This is a genomic window from Pseudomonas sp. NY8896 (genome assembly GCF_039634505.1).
This window is the reverse complement of sequence record NZ_CP132350.1, coordinates 1,984,431-2,000,000: the sequence shown is the minus strand read 5'-3', so window position 1 is coordinate 2,000,000 and position 15,570 is coordinate 1,984,431. Positions and strand designations below refer to the sequence as shown.

The 15,570-nt window shown below is 62.9% G+C and carries 15 protein-coding genes (1 of these 15 cut by a window edge); 5 read left to right on the top strand and 10 right to left on the bottom strand.

Features of this window, described 5'->3' with window-relative positions:
- On the top strand, positions 1 to 307 hold the end of the coding sequence (locus Q9451_RS08975; protein WP_060493561.1) for a formate/nitrite transporter family protein. 590 nt of this gene lie to the left of the window's left edge; only the last 307 of its 897 coding nucleotides appear in the window; its start codon lies beyond the left edge, outside the window; it ends in the stop codon at positions 305 to 307.
- 3 nt (positions 308 to 310) lie between these two features.
- On the opposite strand, the gene Q9451_RS08970 is transcribed toward Q9451_RS08975, so the two are convergent.
- Positions 311 to 1,402 (bottom strand): MBL fold metallo-hydrolase, encoded by a 1,092-nt coding sequence (locus Q9451_RS08970; protein ID WP_012273822.1) that lies wholly within the window; start codon positions 1,400 to 1,402, stop codon positions 311 to 313.
- Positions 1,403 to 1,531: 129 nt separating this feature from the next.
- On the opposite strand from Q9451_RS08970, the gene Q9451_RS08965 reads away from it, so the two are divergent.
- Positions 1,532 to 2,605: a diguanylate cyclase gene (locus Q9451_RS08965; protein WP_041166777.1), complete on the top strand. Its 1,074-nt coding sequence runs from the start codon at positions 1,532 to 1,534 to the stop codon at positions 2,603 to 2,605.
- A 51-nt stretch (positions 2,606 to 2,656) separates the two neighbouring features.
- Positions 2,657 to 5,242 (top strand): EAL domain-containing protein, encoded by a 2,586-nt coding sequence (locus Q9451_RS08960; RefSeq protein ID WP_012273824.1) that lies wholly within the window; start codon positions 2,657 to 2,659, stop codon positions 5,240 to 5,242.
- A gap of 19 nt (positions 5,243 to 5,261) precedes the next feature.
- Here the strand turns inward: Q9451_RS08960 and Q9451_RS08955 are convergent, their stop codons facing one another.
- Positions 5,262 to 5,591, bottom strand: coding sequence for a DUF2025 family protein (locus tag Q9451_RS08955; protein WP_012273825.1), 330 nt, complete (start codon positions 5,589 to 5,591; stop codon positions 5,262 to 5,264).
- A 119-nt stretch (positions 5,592 to 5,710) separates the two neighbouring features.
- Positions 5,711 to 6,625 (bottom strand): LysR family transcriptional regulator, encoded by a 915-nt coding sequence (locus Q9451_RS08950; RefSeq protein ID WP_041166778.1) that lies wholly within the window; start codon positions 6,623 to 6,625, stop codon positions 5,711 to 5,713.
- 113 nt (positions 6,626 to 6,738) lie between these two features.
- Here Q9451_RS08950 and Q9451_RS08945 point away from each other — a divergent pair, with 113 nt between their 5' ends.
- On the top strand, positions 6,739 to 7,497 hold the full coding sequence (locus tag Q9451_RS08945; protein WP_012273827.1) for an SDR family oxidoreductase: 759 nt from the start codon (positions 6,739 to 6,741) through the stop codon (positions 7,495 to 7,497).
- A 42-nt stretch (positions 7,498 to 7,539) separates the two neighbouring features.
- Here Q9451_RS08945 and Q9451_RS08940 read toward each other — a convergent pair whose 3' ends face one another.
- The 7 genes from Q9451_RS08940 to Q9451_RS08910 form a co-directional block, all read right to left on the bottom strand.
- Entirely contained in the window at positions 7,540 to 8,406 is an 867-nt protein-coding gene (locus Q9451_RS08940; RefSeq protein WP_012273828.1) for an HlyD family secretion protein, read from the bottom strand.
- A gap of 12 nt (positions 8,407 to 8,418) precedes the next feature.
- Positions 8,419 to 8,625 carry a DUF1656 domain-containing protein gene (locus Q9451_RS08935; RefSeq protein ID WP_012273829.1) on the bottom strand — a complete coding sequence of 69 codons (207 nt, stop codon included), beginning with the start codon at positions 8,623 to 8,625 and terminating at the stop codon, positions 8,419 to 8,421.
- A complete protein-coding gene (locus Q9451_RS08930) occupies positions 8,612 to 10,600 on the bottom strand; it encodes an FUSC family protein (protein WP_012273830.1) in 1,989 nt (662 codons plus the stop codon). Before Q9451_RS08930 ends, Q9451_RS08935 begins: the two co-directional genes overlap by 14 nt.
- Positions 10,601 to 10,802: 202 nt before the next feature.
- Positions 10,803 to 10,919, bottom strand: a complete 117-nt coding sequence (gene ccoM, locus Q9451_RS08925) for a cytochrome c oxidase subunit CcoM (protein ID WP_012273831.1) — start codon at positions 10,917 to 10,919, stop codon at positions 10,803 to 10,805.
- Between the two features lie 136 nt (positions 10,920 to 11,055).
- Entirely contained in the window at positions 11,056 to 11,217 is a 162-nt protein-coding gene (locus tag Q9451_RS08920; protein WP_003254864.1) for a hypothetical protein, read from the bottom strand.
- A gap of 66 nt (positions 11,218 to 11,283) precedes the next feature.
- On the bottom strand, positions 11,284 to 11,613 hold the full coding sequence (locus tag Q9451_RS08915; protein ID WP_012273832.1) for a hypothetical protein: 330 nt from the start codon (positions 11,611 to 11,613) through the stop codon (positions 11,284 to 11,286).
- A 63-nt stretch (positions 11,614 to 11,676) separates the two neighbouring features.
- On the bottom strand, positions 11,677 to 12,372 hold the full coding sequence (locus Q9451_RS08910; protein ID WP_012273833.1) for a hypothetical protein: 696 nt from the start codon (positions 12,370 to 12,372) through the stop codon (positions 11,677 to 11,679).
- Positions 12,373 to 12,534: 162 nt separating this feature from the next.
- Here Q9451_RS08910 and rapA point away from each other — a divergent pair, with 162 nt between their 5' ends.
- On the top strand, positions 12,535 to 15,381 hold the full coding sequence (gene rapA, locus Q9451_RS08905; RefSeq protein WP_012273834.1) for an RNA polymerase-associated protein RapA: 2,847 nt from the start codon (positions 12,535 to 12,537) through the stop codon (positions 15,379 to 15,381).
- Positions 15,382 to 15,570: the final 189 nt, after the last annotated feature.

The following is a 15,570-nucleotide window of genomic DNA, read 5'->3' as shown; positions in this document are numbered from 1 at the left end:
GTCGATGGAACACGCCAAGATCTGGATCATCCTGATGATTACCTACCTGATGGCCCTTGGCGATTTCACTCATATAGTAGTGGGCTCGGTCGAAGTGTCCTACCTGGTCTGGGCTGGGGATGAAACCTGGCGTAGCTTCTGGCTGGATTTTGCTCTGCCGACGCTGGCGGGCAACATCATCGGCGGCAGCTTCATCTTCGCCCTGATCAGCCATGCCCAAGTGCGCAGTGACAGCGGCAAGCCGCCCTCGCGACTCCTGGACGACGACCAGGCTCAGCCCTCGCCCCGCAGGGACGAGCACAAATGATACTCAGCGCGCCGCTACGGTTCGCTCATGCCCTTGGCCCCGCTGGCGCGCGGGCCGCGGCTGCCACCAGTTCTGCCCGGCATGCGGTGAGCCCAGGCTGACCCGTTCCCCCATCTGCGGTGTGCTCAGGCGTACCTGAGCCTCATTGGCCAACGCAACAATGCGCTCGAAAGGCTCCTGCCAGCCATGGATGGACAGGTCGAAAGTGCCGTTGTGAATCGGCAGCATCCAGCGGCCGCGCAAATCCAGGTGGGCCTGCAGGCTCTGCTCCGGCTGCATGTGCACAGCGGGCCAGGCCACGTTGTAGGCACCGGTCTCTATCAGGGTCAGGTCAAACGGCCCGAAGCGCTCGCCAATCTGCTTGAACCCCTCGAAGTACCCAGTATCGCCACTGAAGAACACCCGCACATCCTCATCGACAATCACCCACGACGCCCACAAGGTCCGGTTACTGTCCAGCAAGCCGCGCCCGGAAAAATGCTGTGCCGGGGTGGCGACGAAACGTACGCCATCCACTTCGCTCTCCTGCCACCAGTCCAGTTGCCGTACCTTCGCCGGCTCCACGCCCCAGTTGATCAAGCGGTCGCCCACACCCAATGGCGCCAGGAACACCCCGGTGCGCGGCGCCAACTGGCGAATCGCCTGCTCATCAAGGTGGTCGAAGTGGTCGTGCGACAACACTACCGCCGCCAGCGGCGGCAGCTGGTCCAGCCCCAGCGGTGGCGCATGGAAGCGCAACGGGCCGGCCCACTGCACGGGAGAGGCCCGCTCGGCGAAGACCGGGTCGGTAATGAAGAAACGCCCACGCAATTTGAGCAATACCGTGGAATGGCCCAGGCGCCACAAGCTGTGGTCAGGGGCGTCGAGCACTTGCTGGCGGGTCATGGGCTGCAGGCTGATCGGCGTGGCTGGCCGGGTTTCTGGCGGTTTGCGCAAGAACAGGTACTTTAGCCCAATGCGCAACTTTTTCAGTACACCTTCCTGCGGCAACAATGCCTGGTTGTGAAAACGTCCGTCCCGCTGTGGCGCCGGCTCGCCGGCGGGGTTGGCCAAAGGAACCATCAGCAGTACTCCGAGCAACAGGAAAGCCTTCATGTTACCCCACAGTGATCGGATCAACCGTGAAATGGCTTGTAAGGTCATTTTTCGCCGATGAAACACTGTTCAACAATATTCATGCAAGTTATGCGATAAACGGCACCCCGGCAGAAGAACATGACCATGATGGACAACCGCAGCGGCAAAGGCCTTTCTTTCGTCAAGCGCATCTACCTGCCGCGTGTCATCGGCCTGGGCATCGGCCTGTTCAGTGTCATGGCGGCCATTGCGCCGCTGTCGCCACCCACCTGGGCATGGCTGCTGGTACTGTTCAATGGGCTGTTGTGGCCACACATCGCCTACCTGTGGGCTGCCCGCTCGGCAGCGCCGTACCAGGCAGAACAACGCAATTTGCTGCTGGATTCGCTAATGGGCGGGTTCTGGACCGCCGCCATGCACTTCAACCCGCTGCCCAGCGTGACCGTGCTGTCGATGATGACCATGAACAACGTCGCCGCCGGCGGCAAACGCATGGTCTTTCGCGGGGTGCTGGCGCAGCTGGCTGGCATGCTTGTCGCCCTTCTGCTGCTCGGCCCCGGCTTGCAACTGACCGCCACCCCCCTGCAGGTCTATGCCTGCCTGCCAATGCTCACGCTTTACCCGCTGGCCTTGGGCTGGGTGTGCTACCAGCTGGCGATCAAGCTGGGCGACCACAAGCGCCGGCTGAGCGCACTGAGCCTCACCGACAGCCTGACCGGGCTGCTCAACCACGGCGCCTGGAAAGACCTGCTGCTGCTCAAGTTCCAGGCCTGCAAGCAGCAACAGGGGCACGCGGTGATTGCCCTGATCGACATCGACCACTTCAAGACCATCAACGACACCTTCGGCCATGTGGTCGGCGACTGTGTCTTGCGCCAGCTCAGCGTCGAGCTGCGGCGCAACCTGCGCGAAGGCGACCAAGCCGGGCGTTACGGCGGCGACGAGTTCTGCGTGATCCTGCCCGATACCAGCGAAGCCCAGGCCTGTCATGCCATGGAGCGCCTGCGCGAGCAGGTTTCCAGCTACCGCAACCCACAGCTACCCCACTTGCGCATCAGCCTGAGTATCGGCCTGTCACCATTCGAGGCCGGCCTGGAGTCCCCCGAGCACTGGCTCGAACAGGCGGACAAGGCGCTGTACACCGCCAAGCACGCTGGCCGCGACCAAGTCAATTTTGCCCGCGCTGACGCTGCCGCGCTCAAGCTGGCCTATCCTGATTGAACCTCCTTCCTGACTGCCTGGCGGGAGGTTGCCTGAAGGAGCCGCTCGCGCATGGCCAGGACCGCCAACCTTCCACCCGCAAGCCCCGCACCACGCTTTCAGGTGCGCCACCTGATTGCCGGTTTCAGCACAGTGTTCGGCCTGGCCTGCCTGGTCATTCTCGGAGCTCTGTTCAATATCGCGACCACGCTCGACCAGCAGGAGCGCCAACGCAGCGCCTTCCATGCAACCCAGGCGCTGGAACAACGGTTGCTCGCCTCGCGCCAGTTTCTGTCCAGCTATGCCGTATGGGATGCAGCCTTCGAGCACCTGGCAGGTGATGTCGACTGGCACTGGGCCTACGAAGAAAAAAATGTAGGTGAGTCGCTGTACAGCGCCAGCGGCTACGAAGGGGTGTTTGTGCTGGAAGACGACCGTACCACCTATGCCTTGTTCAAAGGCCAGCCCAGCCAGGCCGGCGCCAACACTTATATAGACGCACCGCTCCAGCCGATCATTGACCAGGCCCGTGCGGCGGCAATTGCGCGCGAGCAGGTCACCCACTTCGTGTTGTTCAATGGCTGGCCGGCCGTACTCAGTGCAGCGGCCGTGCGCCCTGACCGCGACGTCACCGACAGCGAGGTGAGCCAGGCGCCAGTGATGCTGTTCGTCGACCAGCTTACCGAAGAAAAACTGGCGCAGCTGGGCAAAGGTGCCGGCCTGACGGGCATGCACGTGGAGAAGGAAGATAAACAGCAGCATGGCCACCTGCGTATCGACCTGGGCGACACCGGCTATCACCTGTCCTGGAGCAGCCCGCTGCCTGGGCACCAACTCTTGTGGGCAGTATTGCCAGCTCTGTTGAGCGTGCTGCTGATACTCGGCTTGGTCATGCTGTACCTGTGCCGCCATGCCTTGCGCAGCTCACGAGCAGTCGGCCTGACCCTGCTCCACCTGCAACAGAGCAACCAGGCACTGGAGGCCAGCGAGCAACGTTTTCGCGCGGTAGCCGAGTCGGCATCCGACTGGATCTGGGAAACCGACCGGCAACAACGCCTGACCTACCTGTCGCAACGCTTTGCCAACGTCACCGGCTACCCGGTAGACGACTGGCTGGGCCACCCGCTCAACCAGCTGCTGGCCTGCGATACCACACCGTTGTCGCCCTGGCTGGACGTATTGACTACCGCCGACCCGCAGCAGTTGGCCAACCTGCGGTGCACCTACCGAGACCCGAATGGCCAAAACCGTTATTGCCGGATTTCCGCCCGCGCCATCTGGCACGACGGCAAGGCGCTTGGCTTTCGAGGAACGGCCAGCGATATAACCGACGAAGTCGACGCCCACGCGCGCATCCAGCACCTGTCGCTGCACGACCCACTGACCGGGCTGGCCAACCGCAACAAGCTGGCCAGGCACCTGGAACAGGCACTGCTTCGCGGCAATGACTCACCGCCGCTCACCCTGCTGCTGCTGGACCTGGACAACTTCAAGCCGATCAACGACTCGCTCGGCCATGCCGCTGGCGATGCCGTGCTACAAGAAGTGGCAACGCGCCTGCGCGACACCACCCGCGATGGCGACCTGGTCGCGCGCCTGGGCGGCGACGAGTTCATCTTGGTACTCGGCGGCATGGACAACCGTAGCGAAATCGACCGCTTCTGTGCGCGGCTGATTGGCCTGCTGCAGCAACCCATCATCTTCGACGGCCAGCAGTTGCACATTGGCGCCAGTATTGGCGTTGCCCAGACCCGCACTCAAGGCTTCGATGCCGGCGAGCTGATTCGCTGCGCCGACATTGCCCTGTACCAGGCCAAGGCCGACGGCAAGAACACCTGGCGCTACTTCGCTGCCGAAATGAACCAGCAAATCCAGTACCGTCGCCAATTGGAGAACGACCTGCGCCGGGCTTTGCGCAATCAGGAGTTCGTGTTGCATTACCAGCCGCGCTACCGCCTCGGCGACCTGCGCATCGTCGGAGTCGAAGCGTTGCTGCGCTGGCAGCACCCACAGGAAGGGTTGCTGGGGCCGGATACCTTCATCCCGCTGGCCGAGCAGAGCGACATCATCGTTGCGCTGGGCCGCTGGGTACTGCGCGAAGCCTGCCGTACCGCCCATGACTGGCCCAACGATGTTCTGGTTTCGGTGAACCTGTCGCCTGCGCAGTTCCTGCGCAGCGATGTGGTGGCCGACGTGCGCGAGATATTGCTGGACACCGCCTTCCCGGCCCAGCGTCTGGAGCTGGAAATTACCGAGAACGTGATGCTCAACGACATCGAGGGCGCGCTGGGCACCATGCTGTCGCTCAAAGAGTTGGGCGTGCGCCTGAACATGGACGATTTCGGTACGGGCTATTCGTCGCTGGGCTACCTGCGTACCTACCCGTTCGACAGCATCAAGATCGACAAGCGCTTCATCAGCGGCCTGAACAACAACGGCGGGAGCGACCGCGCCGTGGTCCAGGCCATCATCAATCTCGGTGAAGCGATGGGGCTGACAGTGACAGCCGAGGGTGTAGAGAGCGAACAGCAGCTCAAGGCGCTGGAAAAGGACCGCTGCCATGAAGTGCAGGGCTACTACATGAGCCGCCCGTTGGACAGTGCAGGGCTGCAGGCGCTGCTGCAGCAAACATCCAAAAACACAGCACAGCCCTTGTAGCAGCCGCGCAAGGCTGCTCCTACACGGGCTGCTGCAGGCTGCGCTCAGCGACGATTTCCGGCAGGTCGCCCCGGCGCAGGTAGGCGCGCAGCGGCTCGCCGATATTCAAGCGGTCATCCACATGCTGCTCCAGCAACAGCGCCAGCCGTTCGCGGCATAGCGCCATACGCTGCCCTTGCTCGGGCCGCCAGACGAACTCGCTGCAGGGGGTAATACTGGCATCGGCCACGTCCATGCCGAACGAGTCCTCGGAGAAACGCACGATATGAACGCCGCGCTTGTCGTGAAAACCGACAAAGCCCTTGAGCTGGTCGGCGGCGTTGCAGATATCCTGGGAAGTAATGGCCATGACGTAACCTCGCAATGAAATCGGAAGATACGCACGCCTGGCGGGAATGGGTCGCCTCTGCCGGGCAACTCGCAGAGGGCAGCCTAACGCAAGTGGCCTTCCATGCGCCATGGCTTTGCTCAATCACTCACCACTGCATCGACCTGGGTGTGCAGCACTTCACCCAGCCACTGCATGAACGCCTGTACCCGGCGTGGCACATGCCGTTGCCGGGCATACAGCAGCGACACCGGCATGGCCGGCGCCTGCCAGTCTTCCAGCAGCGAAACAAGTTCGCCTCGCTGCAGGTGCTCGGCCACCCCCACCGCAGGCACCTGAATCAACCCCAACCCGGCCAGGCAGGCCGCCGAGTAGGCTTCGGCATTGTTGACCGTCACCACACCGGCCATGGCCTGAAATTGCAACTCACCGCCTTGCAGGTATTCGAAGCCGGCGCTGCGCGCACCCAGGGTGCGCACATAATGCACCAGCTGGTGATCGGCCAGGTCCTGCAGAGTACGCGGGACACCATAGCGAGCCAGGTAGGCGGGGCTGGCACAGTTGCGCATGCTCAGTTGCCCAACCGGCCGTGCCACTACATCCAGATCCTGCAATGCGCCAATGCGCATCACGCAATCAAACCCTTCGCGCAGCAGATCGACCTGGCGATCGGTGCAACTGAGTTCCACTTCCAGTCTCGGGAAGCGCTGCAGAAACTGCGGTAGCGCCGGAATGATGACCCGGCGCGCCATCATGGTTGGCAGATCGATGCGCAGGCGCCCGGCCAGCTCGGCATCATCGGCACTGAACAGGCTCTCGATCTCGTCCATGCCCGACAGCAGGTCCTTGCTACGCTCGTACAGCAAGGCGCCATCCTGGGTTGCCTGCACCCGGCGTGTGGTTCGGTTGAACAACTGCGTGCCCAGCAAGCGCTCAAGTGCCCTCACCTGCTCCGATACGGTCGAACGTGGCAACCCCAGGCTCTCGGCAGCCTGGGTGAAACTGCTGACCTCGCTTACCCGCACAAAGGTGCGCAACAACTCCAGCTTGTTCACCACGTGGCCCCTACTATTCGGTTAAAGCGAACAGTATTTCCATATTTTCAGGATTTAACAGCGACATACCGACCAATAACCTGTCCTCATTCACCCACCATGAGGTTTTCACCATGATCCGCAAAATTGCCCTGATCACCGGCGCCAGTCGCGGCCTCGGCCGCAACGCTGCCGAGCACCTGGCCGCACGCGGCATCGATGTCATCGGCACCTACAACAGCAAGGCAGATGAAGCGCACGCCGTGGCGGCCCGGCTGGAGCAGGCCGGAGTCAAAGCGGCCATGCTGCAACTGGACGTCAGCGACAGCAGCAGCTTTGCCGGTTTCGCCGAGCGCCTGGGCACGACCCTGCAACAACACTTTGGCCGCGAGCGTTTCGACTTTCTGGTGAACAATGCAGGGATTGGGTTGAACGTGCCGTACATCGAAACCACCGAGGCGCAATTCGACCAGTTGTTGAACATTCAGCTCAAAGGGCCGTTTTTCCTCACCCAGCGCCTGCTACCGCTACTGGCGGACAATGGCCGCATCGTCAACATTTCCACCGGCCTGGCGCGCTTTGCGTTGCCGGGGTATGCCGCCTATGCCGCGATGAAAGGCGCAATGGAGGTGCTGACCCGCTACCAGGCCAAGGAACTGGGCGCGCGAGGCATTCGCGTGAACATTCTGGCGCCGGGTGCGATCGAGACCGATTTTGGTGGCGGCGTAGTGCGGGACAACCCGCAGGTGAATGAGTACATCGCTGGCAACACGGCATTGGGGCGGGTGGGGTTGCCGGATGATATCGGGGCAGCGATTGCGCTGCTGCTGGAAGACGGCAATGGCTGGATTACCGGGCAGCGGCTGGAGGTATCGGGCGGGATGTTTCTCTGAGTTCGGCATCTTGGGGCCGCTTTGCGGCCCCCAGGGCCTTCACTAGTGATCCTGATCCTCACGCACTTGCACACTCGCGGTCATCCCCGCACTCAGGGTCACCCCTTCCGGCACCTGATCCAGGCGAATCCTCACCGGTATCCGCTGGGCCAGCCGCACCCAGTTGAAAGTGGGTTCCACCTCCGGCAGCAACTGGCTGTCCGGGTTGCTGTTGCGGTCGGTGATGCCGCGGCTGATGCTCTCTACATGCCCCTGCATCGGTTCGCCCGCGCCCATCAGCCAAACTTTCACCGAGTCCCCTACGCCAATGCGCGGCAGCTTGGTTTCCTCGAAATAGGCCTGGATGTAAAAAGTTGAATCATCCACCAGGGCCATCACCGCTTGCCCGGTGTTCACGTAGTTGCCTTCGGCCAGACGCAGGTTGGTGATATGCCCGCTGCGCGGTGCCCGCACTTCACTGCGCGCCAGGTTGATCTTGGCCACCTGCAACTGCGCCTCAGCCTCGTGTAGCTCGCCACGCGCGATGGCGGCATTGATCTGGGCGTTTTCACGCAACTCGGCACTGATCGCCTCGGGCCCCAGGGCAGTTCGCCTGGCTGCCTCTCGCTCGCGCAAACGCAGTTGCTGGGCGCGAGTTTCAGTCACGGCGCTGGCCTGGTCGAAAGCGGCCTGGAAACGCTCACGGTCGATACTCATCAACAGGTCGCCGGCCTTGACCTGCTGGTTATCATGCACTTTGAGTTCGCGCACCCAGCCGGACACATCAGGTGCGATTACCACCACATCGGCACGCACCCGGGCATCGCGGGTCCATGGGGTAAGCATGTAGTACTGCCACAGCTGGTAGCCGGCCAACACGGCCAAAGCCACCACACACAGGGTTACCAGAGTACGTACGGCCGCACGCATCGAAACACTCCTTTATAACGCTCCCAGCAGGCGCACCACCAGGAACAACACACAAACGAACAGCGCCGCGTCGAACAGCGCTTCGTGCCAGATCCAGCGCCCCAACGGTGTAGCCTGCACCACCAGGCGCAGCAGGCCGGTGAGCAGCAGCGCCAACAACACATAAAGCAGAAACGGGCTGAGCAGCACGCCGCCCACTTCCCACTCACGCAACCCCATGGGTTTCCTCCTGCCAGCGACACCACTTGCCCCAGCTTTTCTGCAACTGCAGCACCGCCCCCTCGGCCAGCCGTAGCGGGTCGCTGGCAGGCAGGCGGCGCAACGCAGCAAGGAACTGTTCACTGGCAGTATCCAGGCGCTGACCACGCCCGGCAGCCGGCCCTTTGGCCAGCACTGCCTCCACTTGTTGCAGGTACTCACGCTCGGCTAGCCCCAAGGGGGCCTGGGCGACAGCCAGACACATGCGCAGGTGCACCAGTTCGTCGCCGATATCCAGCCCGTGCAGGCCATCATCCCAGCGTTTGCGCTGGTCTTCCGGTAATTCGCTGGCATGCCGCGCCAGTTGCATCAGGCGGTCGGCCATGCGCCCGCCAAACCAGCTGTCGGCCCCGCGCAAATCGCGCCGGGTAAGGCGCACCAAGTCGCTTTGGGTTGCCGCGCGCAAGCGCCGCCCCAGCCAGGCCGGGTGGCGAAACACCAATAAACGAAAGGCCATGACCGCCGCCGATACCCCCACCAGCATCGCCAGGGCACTGTTCAGCAGGGTCGCCACGCCGAACTGCATGGCGTTAAGCGGCGACACCAGCACAATGAAGTGCAGGCAGTAAGAGGTGGCGGTGGCCCCGGTACGTGGGTGGGCCATACCCAATGCGCCCAGAAACAGCGGCACACCCATACCCAGGCAGAGCATGGCGAAGCTGCTCCATTGCGGGAGCAAGATCTGCCCGACCAAAAACGCCGCAGGTATCGCCAAAAAGATCCCCCGCAGAAAGCTCAGGCCAATTTGCGCACCATTCTCGCGGCTGGCGAACAGGCTGCAGACCACACAGGTCAGCACCAGGCCACCCGGCGCCGAAGGCCAGGCCGTGGCCAGCCAGAAGCCGCTCATGACCAGAAAGGCCAGCGCGCTACGCGAACCGAACAGCAAGGCCAGCGACCAATCACGGTGTGCAGCCAGACCCTGGGACACATCCTTGGGTGCCCTGCCAGCCTCCACATCCTCCAGCGCCTGGCTGGCAGCCATGGCGTAATCCAGCAGCAGGGCCATGCGCGCCAGGCAGAAGTGTTCCGACGGGCTGATCTGCTCATTGTGAGCGGCATCCCAAATGCGCTGGCGTAACAGCAACAGGCTGGGCTGATCGGGTTTGCCCAGCAGCGTGCGCACCTCCTCCAACCAGGGCGCCAGACGCCCGGCCTCCCGCTCATCCAGTTGCCGCCACTGGCGGCGCACCGAACGGGAGATGCGCAACAGCACCATCAGCTTCTGGCTAAGGCCGCGAATGGCACGGGCACGCTGGCGCCCGCGGTTGCCCTCGAACCAGGCATGCTCACGTTGACTGTCGATGGCAACGATGCGCCCCAGGCTGTCCAGCAGGCCTTTACGCGCCTCGTCCTCACCACCCAGCATGGCGCTGGCGGCCTGCAGGCCGTTCTGCAAAGCCTGCCGTGCTTGCCCGCCCAGTTGCTGCTCGACCCGCATGGGCCAGAGCAAGGCACTGCTGGCTGTAGCGCAGAAAATGCCCAGGCAAATCTCGGTGCAACGGGCCACGGCCTGGTCGAACACCTGCAGCGGGTGGTCGATGGCCGGCAAGGCAATGATCGCCGCGGTGTAGCCGGCCAACACGAAGGCGTAGGCCCAGGCGCTGCGCAACTGGGTGGACGCGGCGGTACAAAGCGCCAGCCACAAGGCCAGGCTAAGCAGAAACAGGCCAGGTGTCTGCGCGAACAGGCCAATTAACACTACCGACATGACGGTGCCGACCAAGGTACCCGCAAACCGCGCCAGGCCTTTCTGAACCACCATGCCCGATAGCGGCTGGGCGACGATGAAAGCCGTCATCAGCGCCCAAGCGGGTTGCTCCAGGCCCCAACGCATCGCCAGCCACAACGCCAGGCCACCACCGAGCAAAGTCTTGACGGCGAACTTGAGGGCGAGGCTGCTGGGGGCGAACAGGGCCTGAAGGGTGATGGGCACGAGGCGGACCTTGCGGGGGAATGGTCTTACTGAAACGATAGACAATGGTGAGCAGGATAAAGCGGAAACAATTAATTAGCTAGCTAATCATCTAAGCAACCCATGCCGACCCTTTCGCGCACAGGCAACACAAAAATTGCAGGCAAAAAAATGGGCGACCGAAGTCGCCCTAAATGCCTTGCGTGCTCGTATACCCGGAAGGTCAGCGCGGCTTGCGCTTTTTCGAGTCCTTCCAGATGAAAATGCCCAGACCGGCAAAGAAAGCGAACATCAACCCGACCGTTACCACACCGGCGATAACCACGTTGTCGAAGAACATGCTGGCCTCCCCATTCGTTTGCCGTTGTCCGATGGAGGGCAAGTTAACCAATGTGGGGACTGGGAAAATTGATCGGGGTCAATGGTGCCCGGGGCCGGGCACGCGAGGCGGGTGCAGGGTTGACCTGCGTCAAGTTTCAGCGCTTCTTGGGCTTGCCCTTGGGCTTCTTTTTCTTGCTGGTGCTCAACGGCAGGGCCTGCTCGAATGCGTTGCGCATCTCGTTCAGGCGTTTTTCCTTGAGGTCGTGGACGCGCTTGGCGCGTTCGGCATCGAAATCGATGAGGTTGTCTTGGCTCATGGGTGGCTCGACGATCAACTGAGAATTGCATGATGAAGCCAGCGGCAGGCGCTGACCAGCCCTGCGTCAGACTTCGATGTCCACCAGCAACCCCTGCCGTACATGCTCGCCCATCAATGGCGCCACTGGCACGGTGTTGTCGGCGTTGACCTCGTCACCTGGTAGGGCGTTGTACCGCTGCTGATCACCCTTTTGCCGACGTTGCTGCTGGCGACGCTGCTCGTCACGCAGCAACAGTGCCTGCTCCTGCGGGTCGCGCTGCTGCTTGAGGTCGATGGCACTTTCACCGGACGCAGGCTGCGCCGGCACCACAGGCTTGATGTCGGGGGTTGGCTTGACCGGGTCCTGTTGCGAGGTCACCGGGGCAGCACTGAGCGGGATGATCGGCGGCAGCATGGACGTTCTCCTATGCCCCATGTATCGGCAGGCGTGGGTTTACCTTGATGTTGTGGGCAACATTTACTCGGCTTCGTCGTCAGGCTCATCGTCGCCTGGCGGGCTGGCTTCGCTCCAAGGCCGCTTGTAAACCTGCTGCCAGACCGCGTCCATATGATCACGCAATACTTGCGGCGCGTTTTTCAGCGAGGCGCTGTCCTCGCGCTCGCCACCGACGGGGTCCTCACCCGCCGGGGTGATCAGCGACTGGCCGGTAATGGTGTAGCTGGCCTGCCCTTCGCGCATCTCGATGGCGATGTCGTGCGGGTCGATACCGCCACCGCAGAAGGCATGGCTGGCCACGGTCACCTCGGCTACACCATCCTTGTTCAGGTCGCTGACGTCACTGACGTCATTGTAGAAGTCCACGTCCAGGTCCAGCCCCGGGCACGTGGTTTCCTGCTCGATCTGCCAACGCGCCTTGAAGGCGTCACTCTCAGCCGTGCGCCCGTACAAGGTGGCCTTGAGCACCACCTTGTCCACTTCCTGTTCGCTTTCCGGGTCGCTGGCCTGGCCATCGCTGCGGCTCAACACCAGTAGGCCTTCGCCGTCGCGATCACGAAAATGCACGCTCTTGATCGGCGTCTGTACGCCGAGTACCTCAAGCTGCTCCATCGGAATGGGGGGCAAGGTCTCGAAGTTTTTCTGCTCGCAGGCGCTCAGCAGCAGCAGGCTGCCCACGGCCATCGAAGCGCTGATCCAGCGATGCTTGGCAGACATGTTGATGCGAGGCCCTCGTCGGCTGCACGGTGCGAGACGATGAAACGGCTAGACTGACTAACTTCCTGTTGTCGTTCGGCACCTTTCGGTGCGTTCGCACTTTGGTCTGACCGGCCGATCCGTTAACATAATCGGCTTTTTCATCGCGGGAGTTCAGGCAGTATGGCGCAGCAGTATCAACCGGGGCAACGCTGGATCAGCGACAGCGAAGCAGAGCTCGGCCTGGGTACCATCCTGGCGCAGGATGGCCGCCTGTTGACCGTGCTCTACCCGGCCACTGGCGACACCCGCCAGTATTCCCTGCGCAATGCGCCGCTGACCCGCGTGCGCTTCTCGCCAGGTGACCAGATCACCCACTTCGAAGGCTGGAAGCTGACCGTCCGCGAGGTCGAGGACATCGACGGGTTGATGGTCTACCACGGCCTGGACGGGCAAAACCAGCCGCGTACCCTGCCAGAAACTCAGCTGTCGAACTTCATCCAGTTCCGCCTGGCCAGCGACCGCCTGTTCGCCGGGCAGATCGACCCGCTGTCGTGGTTCAGCCTGCGCTACAACACCCTGCAGCACACCAGCAAACAGATGCAGTCGGCGCTGTGGGGCCTGGGCGGCTGCCGCGCACAACCCATCGCCCACCAGTTGCACATCGCCCGTGAAGTCGCCGACCGCAGCGCTCCGCGCGTTTTGCTGGCCGACGAAGTGGGCCTGGGCAAAACCATCGAGGCCGGCCTGGTCATTCACCGCCAGCTGCTGTCTGGCCGTGCCAACCGCGTACTGATCCTGGTGCCAGAAAACCTCCAGCACCAGTGGCTGGTGGAAATGCGCCGGCGCTTCAACCTTCAGGTAGCCCTGTTCGACGCCGAACGCTTCATCGAAAGCGACGCCAGCAACCCGTTCGAAGACGCCCAGCTGGCGCTGGTTGCGTTGGAGTGGCTGGTCGACGACGAAAAAGCCCAGGACGCGCTGTTTGCCGCTGGCTGGGACCTGATGGTCGTCGACGAAGCTCACCACCTGGTCTGGCACGAAGACCAGGCCAGCACCGAATACAGCCTGGTCGAGCAACTGGCCCAGGTGATCCCGGGCGTGCTGCTGCTCACCGCCACCCCCGAGCAGCTTGGCCAGGACAGCCACTTCGCCCGCCTGCGCCTGCTCGACCCTAACCGTTTCCACGACCTGGCGGCCTTCCGCGCCGAGAGCGAGCACTATCGCCCGGTCGCCGAGGCGGTACAGGAACTGCTCGACGAAGGCCGCCTGTCGCCCAAGGCCCACGCCACCATCCAGGGCTTCCTGGGTGCCGAAGGCGAAGCCCTGCTGGCCGCGGTCAACGATGGCGACACCCAGGCCAGCGCGCGTCTGATCCGCGAGCTGCTGGATCGCCACGGCACCGGCCGCGTGCTGTTCCGTAACACCCGTGCGGCGATTCAGGGCTTCCCCGAGCGCCAGTTGCACCCCTACCCGCTGGCCACACCCGAGCAGTACCGCGACCTGCCAGCCGGCGAGCACGCCGAGCTGTACCCGGAAGTCGCCTTCCAAGCCCAAGGGGAAGCGGCCGACGACGAGCGCTGGTGGCGTTTCGACCCGCGCGTGGATTGGCTGATCGACACCCTGAAGATGCTCAAGCGCACCAAGGTGCTGGTGATCTGCGCCCACGCCGAAACCGCCATGGACCTGGAAGACGCCCTGCGCGTGCGCTCCGGTATCCCGGCCTCGGTGTTCCACGAAGGCATGAGCATCCTCGAGCGCGACCGCGCCGCTGCCTACTTCGCCGATGAAGAGTTTGGCGCCCAGGTGCTGATCTGCTCCGAAATCGGCAGCGAAGGCCGCAACTTCCAGTTCGCTCACCACCTGGTGATGTTCGACCTGCCGGCGCACCCCGACCTGCTCGAACAGCGCATTGGCCGCCTTGACCGGATCGGCCAGAAGCACACCATCCAGTTGCACATCCCGTATCTGCAGGACAGCCCGCAAGAGCGTCTGTTCCAGTGGTACCACGAAGGTCTCAACGCCTTCCTCAACACCTGCCCCACCGGCAACGCCCTGCAGCACCAGTTCGGCCCACGCCTGCTGCCGCTGCTCGAGGGTGGCGAAAGCAAGGCCTGGGATGCCCTGGTGGCCGATGCCCGCGGCGAGCGCGAGCGCCTGGAAGCCGAACTGCACACAGGGCGTGACCGTCTGCTGGAGCTCAACTCCGGCGGTGCCGGCGAAGGCCAGGCGCTTGTCGAGGACATTCTCGAACAGGACGACCAATTCGCCCTGCCGATCTACATGGAAACCCTGTTCGACGCCTTCGGCATCGACAGTGAAGACCATTCCGAGAACGCACTGATCCTCAAACCAAGCGAGAAGATGCTCGATGCCAGCTTCCCGCTGGGCGACGACGAAGGTGTGACCATTACCTACGACCGCGCCCAGGCGCTGTCGCGCGAGGATATGCAGTTCCTTACCTGGGAACACCCTATGGTGCAGGGCGGCATGGACCTGGTGCTGTCCGGCTCGATGGGCAACACCGCCGTGGCGCTGATCAAGAACAAGGCGCTCAAACCGGGCACCGTGCTGCTGGAATTGCTGTTCGTCAGTGAAGTGGTGGCACCGCGCAGCCTGCAACTGGGCCGCTACCTGCCGCCGGCGGCATTGCGCTGCCTGCTCGACGCCAACGGCAACGACCTGGCATCGCGCGTGGCCTTCGAAACCCTCAACGACCAGCTCGAAAGCGTGCCACGCGCCAGCGCCAACAAGTTCGTCCAGGCCCAACGCGATGTACTGGCCAAGCGCATCAGTGGCGGCGAGGAGAAGATCCTGCCCATCCACGTCGAGCGCGTTGCCGAAGCCCAGCGCCGTCTGGCGGCGGAGGCAGACGAAGAGTTGGCCCGCCTCGTAGCCCTGCAAGCGGTCAACCCAAGTGTGCGTGACAGCGAAATCGACGCCCTGCGCAAGCAACGCGAAGATGGCCTGGCAATGCTGGAGAAAGCCGCCCTGCGCCTGGAAGCCATTCGCGTGCTGGTGGCTGGCTGACACCTTGGTGGCCTGACCAGCGTTCTGTAGGAGCAGCCTTTGCTGCGAAAGGGTCATTTGCCTTGCACATTGTTGCGAGGCATCCGGCCCCTTTGCAGCACAAGGCTCCTACAGCCACATCCCCTTCGTTTCTATGCCCTCTGGCGATTAATCCGATAACCAAATCGTACAAATCAATGTGCCATTAGT